Annotated in this window: 25 protein-coding genes and 1 tRNA gene; 3 read left to right on the top strand and 23 right to left on the bottom strand. The window is 53.4% G+C overall.

Going from position 1 to position 17,019, the window contains the following annotated elements:
• Positions 1 to 9: 9 nt before the first annotated feature.
• The 6 genes from TCELL_RS02880 to TCELL_RS02855 all read right to left on the bottom strand — a co-directional run bounded on the left by TCELL_RS02880 (position 10) and on the right by TCELL_RS02855 (position 3,629).
• The gene (locus TCELL_RS02880; RefSeq protein ID WP_238529039.1) at positions 10 to 465 is read right to left on the bottom strand and encodes a DUF359 domain-containing protein; all 456 of its coding nucleotides are present in this window, start codon (positions 463 to 465) and stop codon (positions 10 to 12) included.
• A 23-nt stretch (positions 466 to 488) separates the two neighbouring features.
• Complete coding sequence (gene spt4, locus TCELL_RS02875) at positions 489 to 695, bottom strand: transcription elongation factor subunit Spt4 (protein ID WP_014737224.1); 207 nt, start codon at positions 693 to 695, stop codon at positions 489 to 491.
• A 2-nt stretch (positions 696 to 697) separates the two neighbouring features.
• The gene (locus TCELL_RS02870) at positions 698 to 1,225 is read right to left on the bottom strand and encodes a DNA-directed RNA polymerase (RefSeq protein ID WP_014737223.1); all 528 of its coding nucleotides are present in this window, start codon (positions 1,223 to 1,225) and stop codon (positions 698 to 700) included.
• 53 nt (positions 1,226 to 1,278) lie between these two features.
• Positions 1,279 to 1,728, bottom strand: a complete 450-nt coding sequence (locus TCELL_RS02865; RefSeq protein ID WP_274379101.1) for a PIN domain-containing protein — start codon at positions 1,726 to 1,728, stop codon at positions 1,279 to 1,281.
• Positions 1,674 to 2,918, bottom strand: a complete 1,245-nt coding sequence (locus TCELL_RS02860) for a translation initiation factor IF-2 subunit gamma (protein ID WP_014737221.1) — start codon at positions 2,916 to 2,918, stop codon at positions 1,674 to 1,676. The genes TCELL_RS02865 and TCELL_RS02860 overlap by 55 nt, the downstream gene beginning before the upstream one ends.
• A 63-nt stretch (positions 2,919 to 2,981) precedes the next feature.
• Positions 2,982 to 3,629 (bottom strand): 30S ribosomal protein S6e, encoded by a 648-nt coding sequence (locus TCELL_RS02855; RefSeq protein ID WP_014737220.1) that lies wholly within the window; start codon positions 3,627 to 3,629, stop codon positions 2,982 to 2,984.
• A gap of 227 nt (positions 3,630 to 3,856) precedes the next feature.
• Between TCELL_RS02855 and infB the strand changes: the two genes are divergently transcribed.
• Positions 3,857 to 5,671, top strand: coding sequence for a translation initiation factor IF-2 (gene infB / locus TCELL_RS02850; protein ID WP_014737219.1), 1,815 nt, complete (start codon positions 3,857 to 3,859; stop codon positions 5,669 to 5,671).
• Positions 5,672 to 5,677: 6 nt separating this feature from the next.
• On the opposite strand, the gene ndk is transcribed toward infB, so the two are convergent.
• Both ndk and TCELL_RS02840 read right to left on the bottom strand, forming a co-directional pair.
• Positions 5,678 to 6,097, bottom strand: a complete 420-nt coding sequence (gene ndk, locus TCELL_RS02845) for a nucleoside-diphosphate kinase (protein ID WP_048163622.1) — start codon at positions 6,095 to 6,097, stop codon at positions 5,678 to 5,680.
• 27 nt (positions 6,098 to 6,124) lie between these two features.
• Entirely contained in the window at positions 6,125 to 6,301 is a 177-nt protein-coding gene (locus tag TCELL_RS02840; RefSeq protein ID WP_014737217.1) for a 50S ribosomal protein L24e, read from the bottom strand.
• A 133-nt stretch (positions 6,302 to 6,434) separates the two neighbouring features.
• Between TCELL_RS02840 and TCELL_RS02835 the strand changes: the two genes are divergently transcribed.
• Positions 6,435 to 6,662: a 30S ribosomal protein S28e gene (locus TCELL_RS02835; protein WP_193386237.1), complete on the top strand. Its 228-nt coding sequence runs from the start codon at positions 6,435 to 6,437 to the stop codon at positions 6,660 to 6,662.
• A gap of 144 nt (positions 6,663 to 6,806) precedes the next feature.
• Here TCELL_RS02835 and rpl7ae read toward each other — a convergent pair whose 3' ends face one another.
• The 15 genes from rpl7ae to TCELL_RS02760 all read right to left on the bottom strand — a co-directional run bounded on the left by rpl7ae (position 6,807) and on the right by TCELL_RS02760 (position 16,744).
• Positions 6,807 to 7,187, bottom strand: a complete 381-nt coding sequence (gene rpl7ae, locus TCELL_RS02830) for a 50S ribosomal protein L7Ae (protein WP_048162987.1) — start codon at positions 7,185 to 7,187, stop codon at positions 6,807 to 6,809.
• Between the two features lie 76 nt (positions 7,188 to 7,263).
• On the bottom strand, positions 7,264 to 8,160 hold the full coding sequence (locus TCELL_RS02825; protein WP_048162986.1) for a class I SAM-dependent methyltransferase: 897 nt from the start codon (positions 8,158 to 8,160) through the stop codon (positions 7,264 to 7,266).
• Positions 8,153 to 9,910 (bottom strand): glutamate--tRNA ligase, encoded by a 1,758-nt coding sequence (locus tag TCELL_RS02820; RefSeq protein WP_048162984.1) that lies wholly within the window; start codon positions 9,908 to 9,910, stop codon positions 8,153 to 8,155. Before TCELL_RS02820 ends, TCELL_RS02825 begins: the two co-directional genes overlap by 8 nt.
• Positions 9,846 to 10,325, bottom strand: coding sequence for a DUF2118 family protein (locus TCELL_RS02815; RefSeq protein ID WP_157864688.1), 480 nt, complete (start codon positions 10,323 to 10,325; stop codon positions 9,846 to 9,848). Before TCELL_RS02815 ends, TCELL_RS02820 begins: the two co-directional genes overlap by 65 nt.
• Before the next feature lie 45 nt (positions 10,326 to 10,370).
• A complete protein-coding gene (gene fni / locus TCELL_RS02810; protein WP_083830052.1) occupies positions 10,371 to 11,462 on the bottom strand; it encodes a type 2 isopentenyl-diphosphate Delta-isomerase in 1,092 nt (363 codons plus the stop codon).
• 29 nt (positions 11,463 to 11,491) lie between these two features.
• Positions 11,492 to 12,355 (bottom strand): AmmeMemoRadiSam system protein B, encoded by an 864-nt coding sequence (amrB, locus tag TCELL_RS02805; protein ID WP_048162981.1) that lies wholly within the window; start codon positions 12,353 to 12,355, stop codon positions 11,492 to 11,494.
• Positions 12,356 to 12,366: 11 nt separating this feature from the next.
• A complete protein-coding gene (gene rpsB, locus TCELL_RS02800) occupies positions 12,367 to 13,005 on the bottom strand; it encodes a 30S ribosomal protein S2 (RefSeq protein ID WP_014737210.1) in 639 nt (212 codons plus the stop codon).
• Positions 13,006 to 13,039: 34 nt separating this feature from the next.
• Complete coding sequence (locus tag TCELL_RS02795; protein WP_048163617.1) at positions 13,040 to 13,240, bottom strand: DNA-directed RNA polymerase subunit N; 201 nt, start codon at positions 13,238 to 13,240, stop codon at positions 13,040 to 13,042.
• 5 nt (positions 13,241 to 13,245) lie between these two features.
• On the bottom strand, positions 13,246 to 13,668 hold the full coding sequence (locus tag TCELL_RS02790; RefSeq protein ID WP_014737208.1) for a 30S ribosomal protein S9: 423 nt from the start codon (positions 13,666 to 13,668) through the stop codon (positions 13,246 to 13,248).
• Positions 13,665 to 14,135, bottom strand: coding sequence for a 50S ribosomal protein L13 (locus tag TCELL_RS02785; RefSeq protein ID WP_014737207.1), 471 nt, complete (start codon positions 14,133 to 14,135; stop codon positions 13,665 to 13,667). The genes TCELL_RS02790 and TCELL_RS02785 overlap by 4 nt, the downstream gene beginning before the upstream one ends.
• Positions 14,128 to 14,487, bottom strand: a complete 360-nt coding sequence (locus TCELL_RS02780; protein WP_014737206.1) for a 50S ribosomal protein L18e — start codon at positions 14,485 to 14,487, stop codon at positions 14,128 to 14,130. Before TCELL_RS02780 ends, TCELL_RS02785 begins: the two co-directional genes overlap by 8 nt.
• On the bottom strand, positions 14,474 to 15,322 hold the full coding sequence (locus tag TCELL_RS02775) for a DNA-directed RNA polymerase subunit D (protein WP_014737205.1): 849 nt from the start codon (positions 15,320 to 15,322) through the stop codon (positions 14,474 to 14,476). The genes TCELL_RS02780 and TCELL_RS02775 overlap by 14 nt, the downstream gene beginning before the upstream one ends.
• A gap of 15 nt (positions 15,323 to 15,337) precedes the next feature.
• Complete coding sequence (locus TCELL_RS02770; protein ID WP_014737204.1) at positions 15,338 to 15,739, bottom strand: 30S ribosomal protein S11; 402 nt, start codon at positions 15,737 to 15,739, stop codon at positions 15,338 to 15,340.
• A complete protein-coding gene (locus tag TCELL_RS02765) occupies positions 15,739 to 16,251 on the bottom strand; it encodes a 30S ribosomal protein S4 (protein WP_014737203.1) in 513 nt (170 codons plus the stop codon). Before TCELL_RS02765 ends, TCELL_RS02770 begins: the two co-directional genes overlap by 1 nt.
• 16 nt (positions 16,252 to 16,267) lie before the next feature.
• Entirely contained in the window at positions 16,268 to 16,744 is a 477-nt protein-coding gene (locus TCELL_RS02760; RefSeq protein WP_048162977.1) for a 30S ribosomal protein S13, read from the bottom strand.
• Positions 16,745 to 16,901: 157 nt separating this feature from the next.
• Between TCELL_RS02760 and TCELL_RS02755 the strand changes: the two genes are divergently transcribed.
• Positions 16,902 to 16,987, top strand: a tRNA-Ser gene (locus TCELL_RS02755).
• Positions 16,988 to 17,019 lie beyond the last annotated feature (32 nt).

The raw sequence follows: 17,019 nt of genomic DNA, 5'->3' as shown, positions 1-17,019 counted from the left end.
TTGACCCCCTTAAGCACGACCAGGTGTTATATGAATTATGGCAGGTTTTAATACTTTAATAAACTTCGCTAACCTGACCTTGTCGACTTCCACGGAGACCACACCTACTCCTGGTTGCCCGTAGGCTACTGTACCCTGGCTCAACACCCAAGCAAGAGACGTCGTCAAGAGGTCCTCCTCTCCTATGACGACGTACGTGCCGCTTCTACACCCCCTGAGAACCGTGAGAGAGTGGAGCGATACCGCCCCCCGCGGGTTGACGATACTCGCCACGCCAACGACGCTAGAGCGGTGGTCGCCTCTTCTCGTTTTACCGTCCACGACTTTTATTGACGACTCGAGAGTCTCTGACACGACATCCCCTACTGTGGCAGTGAACTCGAGCCCTCTAACGGTACCTCCTTTGGACGCAATGTAGAGCGTGCCCTGTGGCAGGCTGGCACTTCTTCTGAACTCCTCCCTCAATACCAGGGAGGGTAGAAACAAGGTTAGACTACCTTTATAGCGTAGCGGCCGGGTTTTGTGAGCTCCAGTTCCTTGGATATAGACGACTTGGCGGGGTCAATTACTACTACGACCCCTTCCCACTCCTCTGAGAAGTCTTTTGAGCCGCAGACAGGGCATACCTCAGCTTTTTTGTCTACCAGCGTCTTACACTTCCGGCAAACTTTGAAAGGCTTTCCACGAGTAGACACGGCTACTCCTCCTTCTCAATCTTGCCTAAGCCGACCTGCCTCATCGTCAACTGAATTCTCAGGCCCTTCCCCGGCTGGAGACCAATGTTGTAAATCCTGGCCTTGACTACGTCGCCTTTCTCGATAGTCTTCTTCCCGCCCTTCAGTAAGAGGGCCTGCCTAGAAGAGTCGTACTCCGCCCGCTCGTCGGAGACTTGACCTATATAGATGAAGCCGTCGAGGGGGCCCAAGTCTATGAAGATACCGCTCTCCGTGACGTTGAGGACTTCTCCCTCGACTACCTCCTTTAGGAACGGGTCGAATGTCAGGGCTGTGAATTCTACGTCGTGGTATGTGGCACCGTCACCGTGTATAATCCTACCATACTCGCTGACTTTCACGTCTAGTATCGCCACGACCAGCCCCGCGTTACTCGTCAATGCCCCCTCGTACTCCTTCCTTAGCTCTTCCCACGAGACCTCGTCAAGAGGCCTACCGAACTTGTCCGGAGGTATTCTGACTACGCTTTTGACTTTAATGAGTTTGAACAATAAGCACACCTTAGCCTAATAGTATAAAGAAGGTCTTTTTAATGTTTTCACGATCAAAGCAGTAATCCCTCGTACTCTAGCCTACGCGACTCCTCTCTGAAGTATATACACGGAATCCCAGCTTCTCTCAACCGCTTCCTGAGCTCTCTGTCGTTTGTGGCTACGGCCACAAGACAGCCCCTGCCGCTTGCGTACTCTATGATCGCCTGATCCGCGTCGGGCGCCGTTTCAATGTCGACGACGCTACACCTGTGTTTAAGGTGGTCCAATACACTCTCTAGCAACCTCCTCTTCGTCCTCCCGAGCTGTCTTGATACGATCTCCAGCTCTCTAAGCACCACGCCCAGCAACACGCACTTGGAGGGGTACTCGGTAATGCTGTCCAGCTGGGATATTAGGTGGGGGTGCTCGGACAAGAGGACTACAAAGTTTGTGTCAAGGACTATTTCTAGGCTCCTTTGCTGGACACACTCTCTATTATACCCCAACCCGAGAGCCTCCACCTGCCGAGGACCCTCCTGCTCAGAGCTACCCTAAAGTTAGGCCACGTAGCTACAGGCTCCTTCAACTCGACCTCCATGTGGTCCTTGCTGAGCTTCGTTATAGTGCCCACTCTCACGGCCGTACCGATGGTGAGGACTATCATCTCTTTTTGTTGCAACGGAGGCATCTTACTCAGCTCCTTCAGACCAACGACTCTCTCTAGTACGTTGTACTGTATAGTCAGAGAGTCGACAACTGGTGGTGTTCTACCAGGCCTCCCAACGACGTTGCCCACGAGACTATCCGCCTTGGTGAGGGAGGGGTCTAGGTTGGTACCTATCGCCAGTAGTCCGCCCGGCCTAGCCTCTTTGACCCTCAGGTCTCCGAACCTAAGCTCTTCAATAGTGCTCACGAGCGGCTGGTACTTATAGGACGTCTTTCCGACAGGTACTTTAGCCCCAGGGACGATCTCGATCTCGTCACCCACTCTCAGAACACCCTGTATTAACGATCCCCCGACAACTCCACCTAGTAGATCTTTGTACGGGGTTCCAGGCCTATTCACCTCGAAGCTCCTCGCAACAAGCATTATCGGGTCTCCCGCCAGGTTTCTCTCGGGGACAGGGATCTCCTCGTACAGCGCTTCTAAGACTACGTCAACGTTTACCTTATGGAGCGAGGAGACCGGTATTATAGGGGCGTCCTCGATCTGAGAGCCCTGTAAAAGTCTCCTGATCTCGCGGTAGTTCTCCAGCGCTCTTTCTTTCGACACCACGTCGATTTTGTTCTGGACTACGACGACCCTCTTGATTCCTATTATGTTGAGAGCCGAGAAGTGCTCTAGGGTCTGTGGCTGGGGGCACGGCTCGTTTGCCGCTATGACGAGTATCGCTCCATCCATTAGAGAGGAGCCGCTCAGCATTGTGGCCATAAGTGCCTCGTGACCGGGGGCGTCTATGAAACTGACCCGCCTGAGAAGCCTTGACTCGCTACCGTCGGGGCACACCTGCTCCGTGGTGTAAGCTTCGGGGGGGTTCAAGGAGTCGCAGTACGCAATGTTCCCGTCAGCGTAGCCTAGTTTAATCGTCATACCCCTCTTTATTTCGTCGCTGTGCTTGGCGGTCCAAATACCTGTTATAGCCTGTACTAGCGTCGTTTTCCCGTGGTCAACGTGGCCGACGACGCCTATGTTTACTTCGGGCTGCCTCATCTCCCAGGGCAGAAACCGTTCACCTCGAGCACAAGGTTTTAGCGGTGAAGAAATACCACCTTCCTAGTATTTAATCATCGTGTTTATCTGGACTATGTCACCTGATATAGTGTCTCCGCGAACAGTCTTCTTCCTCCTCTCCCCACTCTCGGCCGGATGAAAACCGGGCGGTCCCGATAAAAGAACCCTCTTCTTAACGGGTCCGTGAATGTCGGACCTCATCGGGAACCCGCTGTTGTCACTACCACCGGTTATAACCAGCTTGACGCCCTTGAGACCAATTATCTCGCCGCCTATCTCCTCACCTATTTTCAGGCCTATTAACGAGTTTGTCCTCTCGTCGTTGATCCTGATCTGCCATGCCCTCGCCCTGAAAATCTCACCCTCGAGCTCGTTAACGCCCGTAAGGTTTATCATCTGCTCCGAGTTGACCCTAGCCTCCCCCTCGGGTACTGTCGAGTCGGGAACGACCACTCCTGTTATTTTCACCTTGTCGCCCGTGTCCGGCCTCCTCATTCTTATCGTAACAACGCCGTGTCTAGCCCCAAGCCTGTTGATGGTCTCCGGGTTAAGCTTGATCTTGGGCAACTCGAATTTCTCTTTTACCCTGTCAGTGTACTCCACATCGGGGTCTCCAACTACTTTAACCTTTAAGACGACCTCCTTCTTAGGGGCCTCTGGGTCACTTACCACGATCTTGAAGTCAGGCATACGACTCCACCAGTTGCCCGGTGGACTAGTTTTAGATGTGAAAGCCAGTTTTATAAACGCTTCTCTAATATGACCGACTCCACCGGTGCGAATTCGAGCTGGCTAAGATTTTCCCGTAGGGATAAGGCAATCTCGCCGAATCGGGTACTGGCGTACATTTAATTAAGCTGTGAACCTCACAATGTAAAAATGTGAGAACGGGTGAATCCAGCGGAGGTGATGCTGAGTTGGGGTCTGACACGGAGCAGTGGATAAGGCAGCCCATAGTAGTTGTTTTAGGACACGTAGATCACGGGAAAACAACCCTGCTGGACAAGATCAGGGGTACTGCTGTAGCCAAGAAAGAGCCAGGCGAAATCACACAGCACGTGGGCGCGAGTATGGTGCCGGCCAGCGTTCTTAAGAAGGTGACCGAGCCTCTGAGGAAGTTCTTCCCGAGGCTGACCGTTGATATCCCCGGTATACTGTTCATCGACACCCCCGGCCACGAGCTCTTCTCGAACTTGAGACGTAGAGGGGGTAGTGTTGCCGACCTCGCCCTGCTAGTCGTCGACGTCGTAGAGGGCTTCCAGAAGCAGACCTACGAGGCCCTCAACATACTGAAGGAGAAGAGAGTCCCCTTCGTGGTGGTGGCCAACAAGATCGATAGGGTTGAGGGGTGGGTCTCGAAGCCCGACTCCTCCTTCCTAGAGTCCCTCAAGTCGCAGAGCCAGAGGGCCCTCGCCAAACTAGACGAGAGGATCTACGTGATCGTCTCGAAGCTCTACGAGCAAGGATTCGAAGCAGACAGGTTTGACAGAGTAAGAGACTTCCGGAAGACCGTAGCAGTCGTCCCGGTCTCTGCTAAGACGGGTGAGGGCATTCCGGAACTCCTCGCACTGATCACAGGGCTAGTACAGCAGTTCATGAAGAAGAGGCTTGTAACCAAAAACGAGCCGGCGAAGGGGGTAGTACTCGAGGTTAAGGAGGAGCCTGGCTTTGGGACGACCGTCGACGCCGTCATATTCGACGGCGTCTTGAAGAGGGGCGACACCATCGTTCTCGCAGGCAAGAACGGGCCTATAGTTACAAAGATTAGAGCGCTCCTAATGCCGAGGCCGTTGCAGGACATGAGAATGCACGAAGGGGCCTTCACACTCATAGACCAGGTCGTGGCGGCTGCCGGCGTAAAGATATCCGCCGCGAACCTCGACGACGCGCTAGCCGGCTCCCCGATATACGTCGTCCCCAGCGATGAGGTGCTAGGTGAGGTCGTCAAGGCTGTTAGAGAGGAGGTGAGCGAGATCATAGTGAGGGGCAGCGGCAACGGTGTGGTGGTCAAAGCCGACACGCTGGGCACGCTAGAGGCTTTGACTTCCGCACTGAAACAAATGAACATACCCGTGAGAATAGCCGACGTAGGCCCAGTGACCCAAAACGACGTTCTAGAGGCCTCCATTGTTGGTAAGACGGCTCCTGAGTACAAAGTGGTGTTGGCCTTCAACGTCAAAGTACTGCCTGAGGCGAAGAGCTTGGCCGAGAGAGAAAACGTGAACATCTTATACCACAACGTGATATACCAGTTACTCGAGGAGCTCGACAAGTGGGTCAAAGAGGTTAGGACTAGAGAGAAGATGAAAGAACTAGAGCAGCTTGTTAGACCCGGTAAAATAAGAATACTGCCGGGCTACGTCTTTAGGAGGAGCGACCCCGCAATTGTGGGTGTCGAGGTGCTGGGCGGTAGAATAAAGCCCGGGTACCCCCTCATGAGGGAAGATGGCACCGAGATAGGTGTGATCCTGCAGATTAGAGACAAAGACCAGGTGTTAAAGGAGGCAGTAGTAGGATCCTCTGTCGCGATAAGTATCAAAGGCCACGTGATGGTCGGCAGGCAAATCGACGAAGGGGACTTACTGTACACTAGTATCCCCAAAGACCACGTCAACCTCTGGCTGACAAAGTACAGGAGTGAGTTGTCCGATGACGAGCTCCTCGTTTTAAAGGAGATAATCACGATAAAGAAAAAGAAGGATCCGTTCTACGGGGGCTTCTACCAGTTGTAAGCCCAGCTAAGCTAGCTCGTCCTCGCTGAATAACAAGCCTATTTCGTACGCTGCAGACTCTGGGCTGTCACTAGCGTGGACGACGTTCTCCGACTTCGAGAGCGCGTAGTCACCCCGTATAGTGCCTGGGAGAGCCTCTCTACCGTCCGTGCTGCCGATCATAAGCCTCGCGACGCTGATAGCCGAGTCCCCCTCTATCACCATTGCCACTACGGGCCCCGACGTTATGAAGTCGATTAAAGAGTTGAAGAAGGGCTTGCCCCTGTGTACACTGTAGAACTTCTCCGCGAGCTCCCTACTCATTCTCAACATCTTCAGGCCCACTATACGAAAACCCTTTTTCTCGAAGCGCGAGATGATCTCGCCTACGAGCCCCCTTCGAACCCCGTCCGGCTTTACCATCACAAGTGTTCTCTCTACGACCATCTCAACACTCACCGGCCTTCACTATTTCTAAGCCGAGTGTTTGGTCGTCCACTTGTACTTTCTCGGGTCTCTACCTAGCCTGTAGTTCTTGAAGCACTTGCTACTACAGAAGTAGAGGATTGAGCCGTCGTTCTTCACGAACATCAAGCCTGTTCCCGGCTCTATCTCTCTGCCGCAAAAGGCGCACGTCGCTATCTTCAGCATTGTAAGCACACCCACCTACTGCATACACCAAGCAGTTTAAACCCCCAATATAAACCTTTATAAACACGCTTTAGTTGTAATCGTTGCTAAGGTGGTAACAACGAGCAGCCCCAAGAAAGTCGTCTTCGAGCCACTGAACGTTAACGTAGTAGAGGAGATAGGCTTCCCCGCCGAAGTAGTCCAGATACTTGGAAGGACAGGCGTCACAGGCGAGATTATACAGGTTCGAGTGAGAGTCCTCGAAGGGCGCGATAAGGGGAGAGTCATAACTAGGAACGTTAAGGGACCTGTTAGAGTGGGAGACATTCTCATACTGAGAGAGACGGAGAGGGAAGCCAAGAAGCTGACAGGCAAGAGGTAAACCCCTCTACCTCAGCCCTTCGCCGGGTAAAAGAGAGCGGTTCTTGGCTATCAAGTTTACCTGGCTTAATAGGACTAGCCTAGCAGTACACATGACCGAAAGCTAAAAATAAAAACAGTTCTTTGTATGTGAGAGCGGTTCACTCTAGCTCTTGGCCCTGATCTCCTTCAGTTTCGACAGGACTTCCTCGGCGAGATCCTTAGCTCCTCCAAAGTCGATTATCGCAGCACTGGCCGCAGCGACTTCGATGCCGGCTGCCTGTCCCAGTTTCTGCTTGCTGGGCACGTAGATGTAGGGTATCTTTTTCTCGTCGCACAACGCCGGCAAGTGCGCGACTATCTCAGGGGGGTCGACGTCTTCCGCGATCAACACGAGTTTCGCCTGGCCCCTCTCTACAGCCTTAGTGGTCTCGTTTGTCCCCTTCCTGATTTTCCCGCCAGTCTCCCTCGCTTTCTTAAGGAGATCGTACGCCTTCTCAGCCAGGTCTTGTGGGACCTCGAATTTCACATAGAACGGTTTGGGCATATCATCCTCCTCCCTAGTGGTCGTCTGTAGTCTCCTAGAATTCTACAACGGGTTTTTAACGTTAACTTAGAGCGGGTTAACCAGGCTTCACGGCAGTAAACCCCATAGCTCTCCTATCAAAGAACACCCTCACGTAACCAGCCCGTACAAGTCTCTCCTTTATTCCTTTCAGGATACTTGGAGGCCCCCTCGCTCTAGGTTCACCCGTGTAGTGGAAGAGTACCCCGCCTGGCTTCAAGACCCTGAACAACTGGTTGTAGAACTCCTGGCTGTACAGGTCACCTGTCGAGGACGTGAACCTCGGGGGGTCGTGGATTACCCTGTCAAAGAACTCGTCTGGTAACTCGTACACAGCTTCGACTACGTCGCCTAGGTGGATCTTCACTCTCTCGTCTGCCAGGCCCCTGCTCCACGGATTCCTCTCGGCTACGTAAACAACGTTGGGGTCTACCTCGAACGTGATTACCAGGCTTGCCCCGAACTCGGCTACAGTGATCGCCGTGTACCCCAGCCCCATACATGTATCAAGGACTATCCCCCCTCTCTTGAGCCTCAACGCTCTTACCTTGTAGAGCGTGTCCGTGATAGGGTCGACGTCCTTTATCCGGTGCATGTGAATACCGTTGATTTCGAGTGTCGGGGCTACGTCTAGCCCGACAGCCTTAAGCTTGTAGAACCCCGACTCCGTGTGCTTGACAACCTCGTAGAGCTCCTGCTTGTCTACGTCGAAGAACACGACCCTATCGGGTTCAGTAGGCCTCAGGTCTGAAATAGGGAGCTCTAAATCCCCGACTCTCACGTAACCGCCCTGTCTACAGACCAGGCTCTGCGTTAGCCCTATGTCTAGTGTGGCGTGGAAGCACCCGTCTCCACTCTCGAGTAACCGCACTAGAAAGCTCGTGAACCAATACCCCCTCGCTGGCCTGTAAAAGTGGCGTGGAAACCTGAGGGCTCCCAGCCATCCCTCAGTCATGGCTGTACACGAGAACGATCTCGTTGTCGCCTACGTAGTCCACTCTAGCGAACCCTACCCTGTACAACTGGACTATACTGTCTGCCTTCTCGTCTAAAATCCTCTTCTCGACGAGTACGTCGCGGGACTCCAACCTGTCGCCCTCAACTCTGATTAGCTTTGCCTGGACGTGCTCGCCCATCTTCACCCATTGTATGATCGGAAGGTCCAGCCTCTTCGCGTCCTCTGAGCTCAGACTCGTCAACTCGAGCTGTAGTAGAGGTAGCCCGTCCCTCTCTACTACTCCCTTGACGCGGAAATTCCCTAGACCTAATAGCCTGAACCCTGTCTGCTTGTATGCCGCGAGATCCCTTTGTGATATGGCCACGATATCCCCACCCCTGACCTCGTAGTAGTCGACATCCTTAGTCCCAAGCCTCCTAGGTATATGGGCTTCCGCTTTGTCGACATTCAGCTCCATAACCGCTAGTACAGGACCCTCCACCGCCATGTACCTTCTAGCAATCGGGTCCACGATGCTCCTGTTTATGGCAAACAGGTTCACCAAGCTGACTTTGGCGTCAACGGGTTTTATTCCTACGTCCATGACGACTCGGTGTATAGTCTCTGCCTTGATGCCCCTCCTCCTTAAGCTACTAATAGTGCCGAACCTCAAGTCGGTGTAGGGGTTTAGACCCGATTTCGTACTGAGCTTTCTCATCTTCGACTTGCTTAGGATGACGCCTTCGAGGCCCAGTCTACCGAAGTGGATCGTAACAGGGTACTTCCAGCCGAGGTGGTCGTAGAGATATTTCTGCTTTACGGTGTTCGATACATGCTCTTTCGCGCGGAGGATGTGGGTAACACCCATCAAGTGGTCGTCGACTCCAGCAGCGAAATTATAAGTTGGCCACACGACGTACTTGTCCCCGGTTATAGGGTGAGGGGTCTTGGACGTGTCGATTATCCTCAGAGCCACCCAGTCCCGCACGCTTGGGTCGGGGTGGAAAAGGTCGGTCTTCACCCTTACAACAGCTTCTCCTTCAGCAAAGCGGCCTTCAAGCATTTTGTCAAACTCTTCTAGGTTCTCCTCGGGACTCTTATCCCTGTGAGGACAGGCCTTGCCCTCGTTTCTTAGTTTCCGGAATTCTTCATCGCTACACCTGTCCACATAAGCCCCACCCACTCTGATCAGCTCCTTCGCTATATCGTAGAACAACTCCATCCTGAGGCTCTGAATGTACTCCTCGTCCCACTTGACATCGAGCCACCTCAGGTCCTCTTTAATCTGCAGATAAGCCTCGGGGAATGGGGCCTTTGTTCTCGGGTCCGTGTCCTCGAATCTGAGAATGAACTTTCCGTTATACTCCCTCGCGTACCAGTAGCTAAGTAATGCTGGCCGCGCGTTACCTAAGTGTATGGCGAAATCTGGGTTAGGAGCGAACCTTGTGACGACCCTGCCCTCCACTGCTTCTGGTAGCGGCGGGAGGGTCTTCTCCTTCTCCACTCTTTTCTCGAGCACTAGGTCGGGCCAGTTGGACTTAAGAAGCCTGAGCTGCTCCTCGGGCGCCATTTTGTTAACGGACTCGACGATCTCCTGGACGACCTTGACTACTTCTTTCGCGTACTTCCTAGCCTCTGACAGCTCGCCGAGGACCTTCGAGACTACAGCCTTAGTATCAGCTCTACCGCCGTGTTTAACGGCGTTAATTAGGGCGTTCTTTAGAGCAACCTCCCGTACCTTCTCTAACAAAGACTTGTCTAAGCTCATCTTCCTTCACTACCACGACCACGTATTTCTCTGGCGTCTCCCATGTTATATTGACGACCAACGTTATTATCCCATTACAACTAGACCTTATAGTCTTAAGATTCCCCTTAGAGGAGAGGATGTAGCCTATTCTCTCCCCCTCCCTGACCTGGTCGCCCTCCTTCTTGGTTATCGTCACGTAGGCTGCCGAGACCTCTTGGAGGCATACTTTGTCCCCCGCCTTGAGGTAGAACCCGCGAGTCGAGGGTGTAGACAGGCCGTACTTTTCGATGACGATAAAGTCGCTTACAACAGTGGCCTCTACGAGGTCTATTCTCTCTAAAGCCCTCTCGTACTCGATGAGACAGAACCCTTGACCAGACTCGCACGAGCCAGCCGACGGACAGAGCTGGTCTCCTACAAGGCACCATTTCATATTGCTAGAACACGGTACTAGGACGGCCGGGTAGTAGTACAACTCTTACCTCGCCATCACGTACTCGTTTACGTCGACCCCTCTCTGCTTCAAGTATTCTAGTAGTGGGCCGAGTATAACTATGGGCCTCCTCCTCAGCTCGAACGTGTTCCTCGAGGACGTCAAGAACATGACGGTCTTCAGGGTCTGTATGTACGCCTCCATGAACTTCAGAGCTTGCTCGTAGCCCTCTAAGAGGAGCTTCTTGAGTAAGGGTTTCGCCAGACCAACGAGGTCTGCCCCCAGAGATATCGACTTGGCGGCCCTCAAACCGTCCCAAACTCCTCCGCTAGCTATTATAGTAGCGTCTGGGGCTATGTACCTGGCCTCTACAATGGCGGCTGGCGTTGGTATACCCCATGAGGAGAGCGACTCTGCCACAAATCTTCTCACGTCGTTCTCTGGGAGCCTGTGCTTTTCCACGGAAACCCAGTTTGTACCGCAGGCCCCCGCGACGTCGAATATTCTGATGCCCTTCGAGTAGAAGACTGAGACCGCCTCCATTGAAAGACCGTTACCGACCTCCTTGACTATTAGAGGGACTTTCACAGCCTTCGCCAGTCTAACTACTGCCTCAACTACCTCAACGGTGAACCCTGTCTCCCCCTCTGGTTGCACGACTTCTTGGGCGGGGTTCAAGTGGACTGCCAGAGCGTCTAGCTCAAACTCGTTCACAAGGTCTATAAAGACTCTTTCGTCGAGGCCCGGTAGGTTAACTGCACCTATATTGCCTATTACGGGGACGTCCCGTGCTACGCGCCTTACGACCTTGTAAGTCTCTGCGACGGCAGTGTCGCCCCGCTTCACTAACACAGGCCTCATCGACCCAACGCCTATGGGTATACGTAGTACTTCTGCTATTGTTGCTAACTTCTCGTTAACCGAGTAGACCTCGGGATGCCCCCCTGTCATACCGGTGATTATAACTGGAGCGTTAACCTCGTACTTCAGGAACTTGGCGCGTAGATCGACGTCCTCCAGTCTCAGAGCCGGGAAAGCCTGGTGTACCAACACGATCGAGTCGAAGTACTGCTTACAGTGGTCTGGGTGGTCGACATCCTTGGTCAGAACCACGTTTATGTGGCTAAGCTTTCTCAGTAGGTGGTCTACTACCAGGCTGGAACACCTTAGGCTACCTCGAATTTGACTGAGGCGTAGCCTACGACGGCAGAGTAGTCTCCTGTCACGTCGCCGCTCGTAGCGTGTTTCAAAAGCGTTATACGCGGGGTGTACTTCTCGTATAGCTTGGTGTACTCTATGAGGGTCATTATCCCTCCTGGACCGCACACGCTTATGTTCTTCTCTGTTATCGCCCTGTAGAAGCCTTCAGAGTCGCCTCTCAGGATGTAGTTTATGGCCTCCATGTCTTTTGCCACAGTGACGTGTTGAGGCTCGTAGTGGTTGAAGTCGCTACTGGCGAGCACTACCACGTCCCGGCCTAGCTCCGATACAGCCTTCTTCAAAGAGAGAGCCAGGTCCCTAGCCACGTCTACCGTGTGAAGCCCTATGACAACCGGTAAGATCTTGACTCTGTCCTCGTACATGTACTGGATAAAGGGGACCTGAACCTCAACACTGTGCTCCTCTATGTGTGCCTCTTCGTCTAGTTCGGCGAAGCCGCTGAACTCCACTAACTTCTTCGCGAGCTCGCTGTCGACCCTCACCTCGCCTAGTGGAGTAACCCAGGTTCCACCCGGGTAGACCGAGACTAGTGCTCCGTACCCCGTGTGGTTTGTGCCAAGTATGACGACGGTCTCTGGTACTCCCGCCGAGGCGAGCTCGAGATAGGCGTGGGCCGCTACAGGGCCGCTGTACATGTAGCCAGCGTGCGGGACCACGAAACCGACAACGCTCTTATTCCGCGAGGCTGCCACAACAGGCTTCTTACCAGGCCCCAACTTGTGCGTGAAGGACTGTTCTATGCTTACAACGAGCTCTTTTCTACTGGCTGGATAAAAAAACCCGGCGACAGCGGGATACCTTTTACTCATTAAGACCACGCCTAGAGCTTCGTCTCGAAATCGGAGGGTTTCTCCGGTAAGTCCCCGTTGGGCGGGATCAGCCCCTTCTCCCTTAGTATCTGCCTAGTCAACAACCAGTAAAGTAGGGCGAGGCTCTTCCTGCCCTTGTTGTTCCCAGGTATAACCAGGTCGACAAACTCGGTCTTGTTGTCGGTGTCCGCGAACGCCACGACAGGTATGCCCATCTCGGCGGCCTCCTTGACGGCTTGAGCGTCGGCCCTGGGGTCTGTCACTACCACTACGTCGGGCTCGAAGTACCAGCTCAAGCTGGGGTTCGTGAAAGTCCCAGGGACGAACCTGCCAGTGAACGGCTTACACCCAACGTACTGGCACATCTTAGTGACTGGCTTGAAGCCGTACTGCCTGACTGACACCGCGGCGATCTTCGCCGGCTCGTACCTAGCGAGGAACTTAGCAGCGATCCTTATCCTCTCGTCTATCTTCCTTGCGTCCAGTATGTAGAGCCCGTCGCTCCTGACCCTGTATACGAAAGGCTCCATGAACTTCGTGCAGATGTGTGTACCAATGTGAACTCCCGCCGTCAAGTAGTCCTCGAGGGGTATCAGTAGCTCGACTACCTTCTCCCCCGGTAGCATTGTAATTGGCTTCTCCTCCTCCATATCTGGTCTTTCCTCCTCACTCATTTAGACCACCTCACGAGGTCTTGGGGAAGTACAACACCTGCTTCACTATGTCCACGTGGGACAAAAACATCCTCCTACAACAGTACCTCTTAACACCGAGTTCGTCGAGGACTTTCCCCGGGTCTTCTCCAGCCTGGACTCTCCTGATGTAGTCTTCCCACAAGTGACCTATTGGAGCACCGCACGTGAAGCACCTAACTGGGAAGAGCATGTCCATCACCTGTAGCTCTTCTGCCACCTTCTCCTAGCACTAATTCTACCCCACTTCTCGGGCTCGGTCTGCCTGGGGTCACCGCTGAGCATGTGCCTGTCGTAGTCCTTGTAAACCCGTTTTATCTCCTCTAGTCCAAAGTATTCCACAATACCTCGGGCTATAGCTATCCTGGAGGCCTCTGCTTGGCTCATCCAACCCCCACCTCTGACTCTGACCTTCACGTCGATCGCGTTTCGCAGGTCTCCTATGAGCAAGAGTGGCTCGAGGATCTTGTTCTTCGCCAACTCGATAGGTATGACTTCGAGTGGGACGTTGTTAACCCACACTCTACCCTTTCCGGGCTTGATCGTCGCCACGGCTACGCTCGTCTTCCTCTTCCCCGACGACACGACTATCTTGTGTCCACTAACCTCTTGGGAGCTCATTCAGTACCACCCCTCCAACCCAGGCTTTTAGCCACTTCCGCAACGGTCACAAACCTGCCCGAAAGCCTGTTCGCGTCGGCTTCCTCGAACCGGACCACGTTCTGTCCCTGTAGCTCTTTTGGTAATCCCACGAATACTCTCAGGTTCCTGAAGGCGAGTCTACCCTTTGGCTTGTCCATTGGTAACATACCCCTGACAGCTCTCTTAACAATTCCCACTGGTGTCCTAGGCCTTCTAATACCACTCTTTTCCGGGTTGTAGTGGGTTCTTACGTTTAAGAGTAGCTTATAGCCCTCTACTACTCTCCTCCCCTCACCGCTCAAGACGGCCTTCTCCGCGTTGACCACGTAGACCTTGTATCCCTCGAGTAGCTTCTTTGCTATGATACTCGCCATTCTTCCTAGGATCAGCCCGCTCGCGTCTACTACTAGAACCTTGTCTTTCTCAGCCGTCTTTCCCTCACCCAATAATCTTCACCCCACTGCCCTTCGGGTTCTCCTTGACTAGGTCGAGTATATGTATTGCCCTACCACCGCTAGCCCGTATCTTCTCTACGGCTGCCTTAGAAAAGCTGAAAGAGGCTACTGTCACTGGGTGGTCTAGTCTACCCGCGGCTAGGACTTTCCCTGGAACTACCACCACGTCGCCGGGTCCAGTGTACCTGTTGATCCTACTCAAATTGACTACTCTCCTTCTCCTACGGGGTCTTGAAAGTTCTTCTGCGACCTCATCCCATATAGCTGCCCCGTACTTGTTTGCGGCTCTCCTCAGCTCGCTAATAGTCCTCCTTAACACTATGTTTGTCTTAGCTAGCTCCATACGGGACACCCTCGACTAGACTCTTCTTAAGCTCGTTAAGCTTGTCTTCTAGAGCTCTAGTTGCCTCTATTAAAATTCTCTTGGGGGTTAAAGAACCCGTCGACTCGAAGTATAGTATGTACTCGTCCTCCTTATAGGAAACGTTAATAGCCTCACTAGGGCAGACGGTCTCACATAACCTGCAGAGGCTGCAGTCCATTAATCTGGCTTCTTCGACTTCTACGGTGCCGTCCTTCTCTACAATGACCTGCTTGGGGCATATCTCAACACACTTTTTGCAACCCGGGTACCTGCACTTCTCTCTATCTATGTTTATCTTCGCGATGTACTTGTGAGAAGCTACTGAGGCAGGGCTCCACTTTATGTGCTCCCTACCCCTACCGAGCCTAGCATACGCCTCCAACTTGATCCGCTGGTTCTCTAGTAGCTGGACAATAGGTATCTTCTCGTACACAGGCCTAACGTCAGGGTCGCCCGTGACAAGGTCGCCGGCGTACAGGGTTTTAACTCCCCCAGGAGTACCCTCCCCGCTCAACTCGAGCTTGACGAAACAGTCCTCCGAGAACACGCCTTTTTCTCCTGCTTCACGGCACTCCTCCGGTGGCTTGTACTTTCCCAGGGCGTTCTCGCTGGTCAGCGGTATCAGGCCTAGCCTGTGCGCGATATACTCGTCGTAGAACACGCTACTGTTTTCCATGAAAACCACGTAGTCCACGGCCATTGTCGGTACTTCGGCTAAGATTGCTCTTCTTATGCTATTCAAGACGTGTAGTTTAACGCCTCTAACAAGCAACCTAATAGCGTTACCTTCTCTCCGCAGGACTTCTATGTCCATAAACCCCGGACACCACTAGACTCTCCTACCTCTCCTACCACCGGGCCTCCTTGTAGTATCGTGGGGTATCGGAGTCACGTCCTCGATCCTGCCTATGATAAAGCCGGCCCTAGCTAAGGCCCTAATCGCAGCCTGAGCACCCGGGCCAGGCGTCTTAGGGCCGTGTCCGCCCGGTGCTCTCACCCTTATGTGTATCGCCGTAACACCCTTGTCCATCGCGTCGCCTGCGGCGCGGCTAGCGGCAATCATAGCGGCGTAGGGGCTGGGCTTCTCTCTGTCAGCTTTGACGACCATTCCGCCGCTCCACCTACTTACCGTCTCGGCCCCTGTAATGTCTGTTATGTGGATTATCGTGTTGTTCATGCTACTGTAGATGTGGGCTAGACCCCACTTGAGCTCTCTACCGGCGAAGGACATTACTCACCACCAGCCTGTGAAGCCCTCGCCTTAATTGGGCTCGTAGGAGCGTAATCCACAAGTTTCTCCTCGTCCAAGGTCACCAGGTAACTAGGAGACCTGATCCTCCTCCCAGCTATAGCTATGTGTCCGTGGACTATAAGCTGGCGGGCTTCGTGAATCGTGCGAGCGAGCCCCTTTCTATACACTATTGTCTGGAGCCGCCTCTCGAGGAGGTCCTCTGGCTTCAGCGCTAGGATGTCCTCCAACTTGGCGTTCTCCCGTATTACTCCGAGCTTGACTAGCCTGTGAATGAGGACCTTCTCCTCCTTCTCGCGCACCTCTCTGGGTGCGGCTAGGAGGGACCTGGCTCTGTGCCTTATCCTCCTGACCAGGGTAGCTACTATCCAGAGCTCTCTCTTGTTCCTAAGACCGTAAGTACCTATCAGCTTCATCTCGTGCTCTAAGACGTCCCTCCTCCAGGGGTGTTTCGGGCCCTCCCACTTTTTCCTTATCTTACGCGGGTCACCCATCTGGACCGCCCACCTTTTACTTCTTCTGTTGCTGCTGAGCCTGCCTCTTCTTCCTCACACCCACAGTCATGCCAGTCCTACCGGTGGTTCTCGTCCTCTGCCCTCTAACCTTGAGCCCTAGCGAATGCCTAATACCCCTCCAACTCTTTATCCTCTTCTCCCTCTCGATGTCTTCTTTCACGAAGAAGATCAGCTCGTTGCCGACCAGGTGGACGTTTCTCCCAGTCGCAAAGTCCTTCCTCCTGTTGTACATCCAAGCCGGAATACCGTGCTTTTCCGGCGCGCTTATGACCGACTCTATCTTCTTGACCTCCTCTTCGGTTAGAAAGCCTATTTTCATGTCGGGGTTGAACCTTAAGACTCTCGAGACGCCTAGAGCAAAGTTAAGGCCGACGCCCTTTATCTCCGCTAGCCCGTGGACTAGTGATAAGTTTCCATCGACGTCGACACCTGCTATCCTAACTATCGGTCTAAAGCCTCTCTCCATGCGCATCCCTTAAACCGTTTAAGCACGCCTAGAACCTTCAATTAAGTAAACTCTTTTTAAGTTTATGCCGCCTAGGGTCGTAGGCTTTCTCGCTGAGGATGCTACTCCGGGACCCCTCTACTCAACACTTTTAAAGAAGTTTACACCGAAATATTATAACTGAGCCGGGGTGCCCGAGCGGCCTAAGGGGCTGGCCTGGAGAGCCAGTGCCCCATACGGGGTGCGCGGGTTCGAATCCCGCCCCCGGCGCTTGGGTTCTATGATACAAAAAGGTTTGAGGT

Source organism: Thermogladius calderae 1633 (assembly GCF_000264495.1).
Classification (GTDB): domain Archaea; phylum Thermoproteota; class Thermoprotei_A; order Sulfolobales; family Desulfurococcaceae; genus Thermogladius; species Thermogladius calderae.
The sequence above is the reverse complement of the archived record's forward strand: the minus strand, read 5'-3'. Positions and strand labels throughout refer to the sequence as shown.

Coding starts and splice junctions, on each gene's coding strand:
- TCELL_RS02860 (WP_014737221.1), bottom strand. CDS start 2,918: ATGAGGCAGCCCGAAGTAAACATAGGCGTCGTCGGCCACGTTGACCAC.
- TCELL_RS02855 (WP_014737220.1), bottom strand. CDS start 3,629: ATGCCTGACTTCAAGATCGTGGTAAGTGACCCAGAGGCCCCTAAGAAG.
- ndk (WP_048163622.1), bottom strand. CDS start 6,097: ATGGTCGTAGAGAGAACACTTGTGATGGTAAAGCCGGACGGGGTTCGA.
- TCELL_RS02840 (WP_014737217.1), bottom strand. CDS start 6,301: ATGCTGAAGATAGCGACGTGCGCCTTTTGCGGCAGAGAGATAGAGCCG.
- rpl7ae (WP_048162987.1), bottom strand. CDS start 7,187: ATGCCCAAACCGTTCTATGTGAAATTCGAGGTCCCACAAGACCTGGCT.
- TCELL_RS02825 (WP_048162986.1), bottom strand. CDS start 8,160: ATGACTGAGGGATGGCTGGGAGCCCTCAGGTTTCCACGCCACTTTTAC.
- TCELL_RS02820 (WP_048162984.1), bottom strand. CDS start 9,910: ATGAGCTTAGACAAGTCTTTGTTAGAGAAGGTACGGGAGGTTGCTCTA.
- TCELL_RS02815 (WP_157864688.1), bottom strand. CDS start 10,325: ATGAAATGGTGCCTTGTAGGAGACCAGCTCTGTCCGTCGGCTGGCTCG.
- amrB (WP_048162981.1), bottom strand. CDS start 12,355: ATGAGTAAAAGGTATCCCGCTGTCGCCGGGTTTTTTTATCCAGCCAGT.
- rpsB (WP_014737210.1), bottom strand. CDS start 13,005: ATGGAGGAGGAGAAGCCAATTACAATGCTACCGGGGGAGAAGGTAGTC.
- TCELL_RS02795 (WP_048163617.1), bottom strand. CDS start 13,240: ATGCTCTTCCCAGTTAGGTGCTTCACGTGCGGTGCTCCAATAGGTCAC.
- TCELL_RS02790 (WP_014737208.1), bottom strand. CDS start 13,668: ATGAGCTCCCAAGAGGTTAGTGGACACAAGATAGTCGTGTCGTCGGGG.
- TCELL_RS02780 (WP_014737206.1), bottom strand. CDS start 14,487: ATGGAGCTAGCTAAGACAAACATAGTGTTAAGGAGGACTATTAGCGAG.
- TCELL_RS02775 (WP_014737205.1), bottom strand. CDS start 15,322: ATGGACATAGAAGTCCTGCGGAGAGAAGGTAACGCTATTAGGTTGCTT.
- TCELL_RS02770 (WP_014737204.1), bottom strand. CDS start 15,739: ATGTCCTTCGCCGGTAGAGAGCTCAAGTGGGGTCTAGCCCACATCTAC.
- TCELL_RS02765 (WP_014737203.1), bottom strand. CDS start 16,251: ATGGGTGACCCGCGTAAGATAAGGAAAAAGTGGGAGGGCCCGAAACAC.
- TCELL_RS02760 (WP_048162977.1), bottom strand. CDS start 16,744: ATGCGCATGGAGAGAGGCTTTAGACCGATAGTTAGGATAGCAGGTGTC.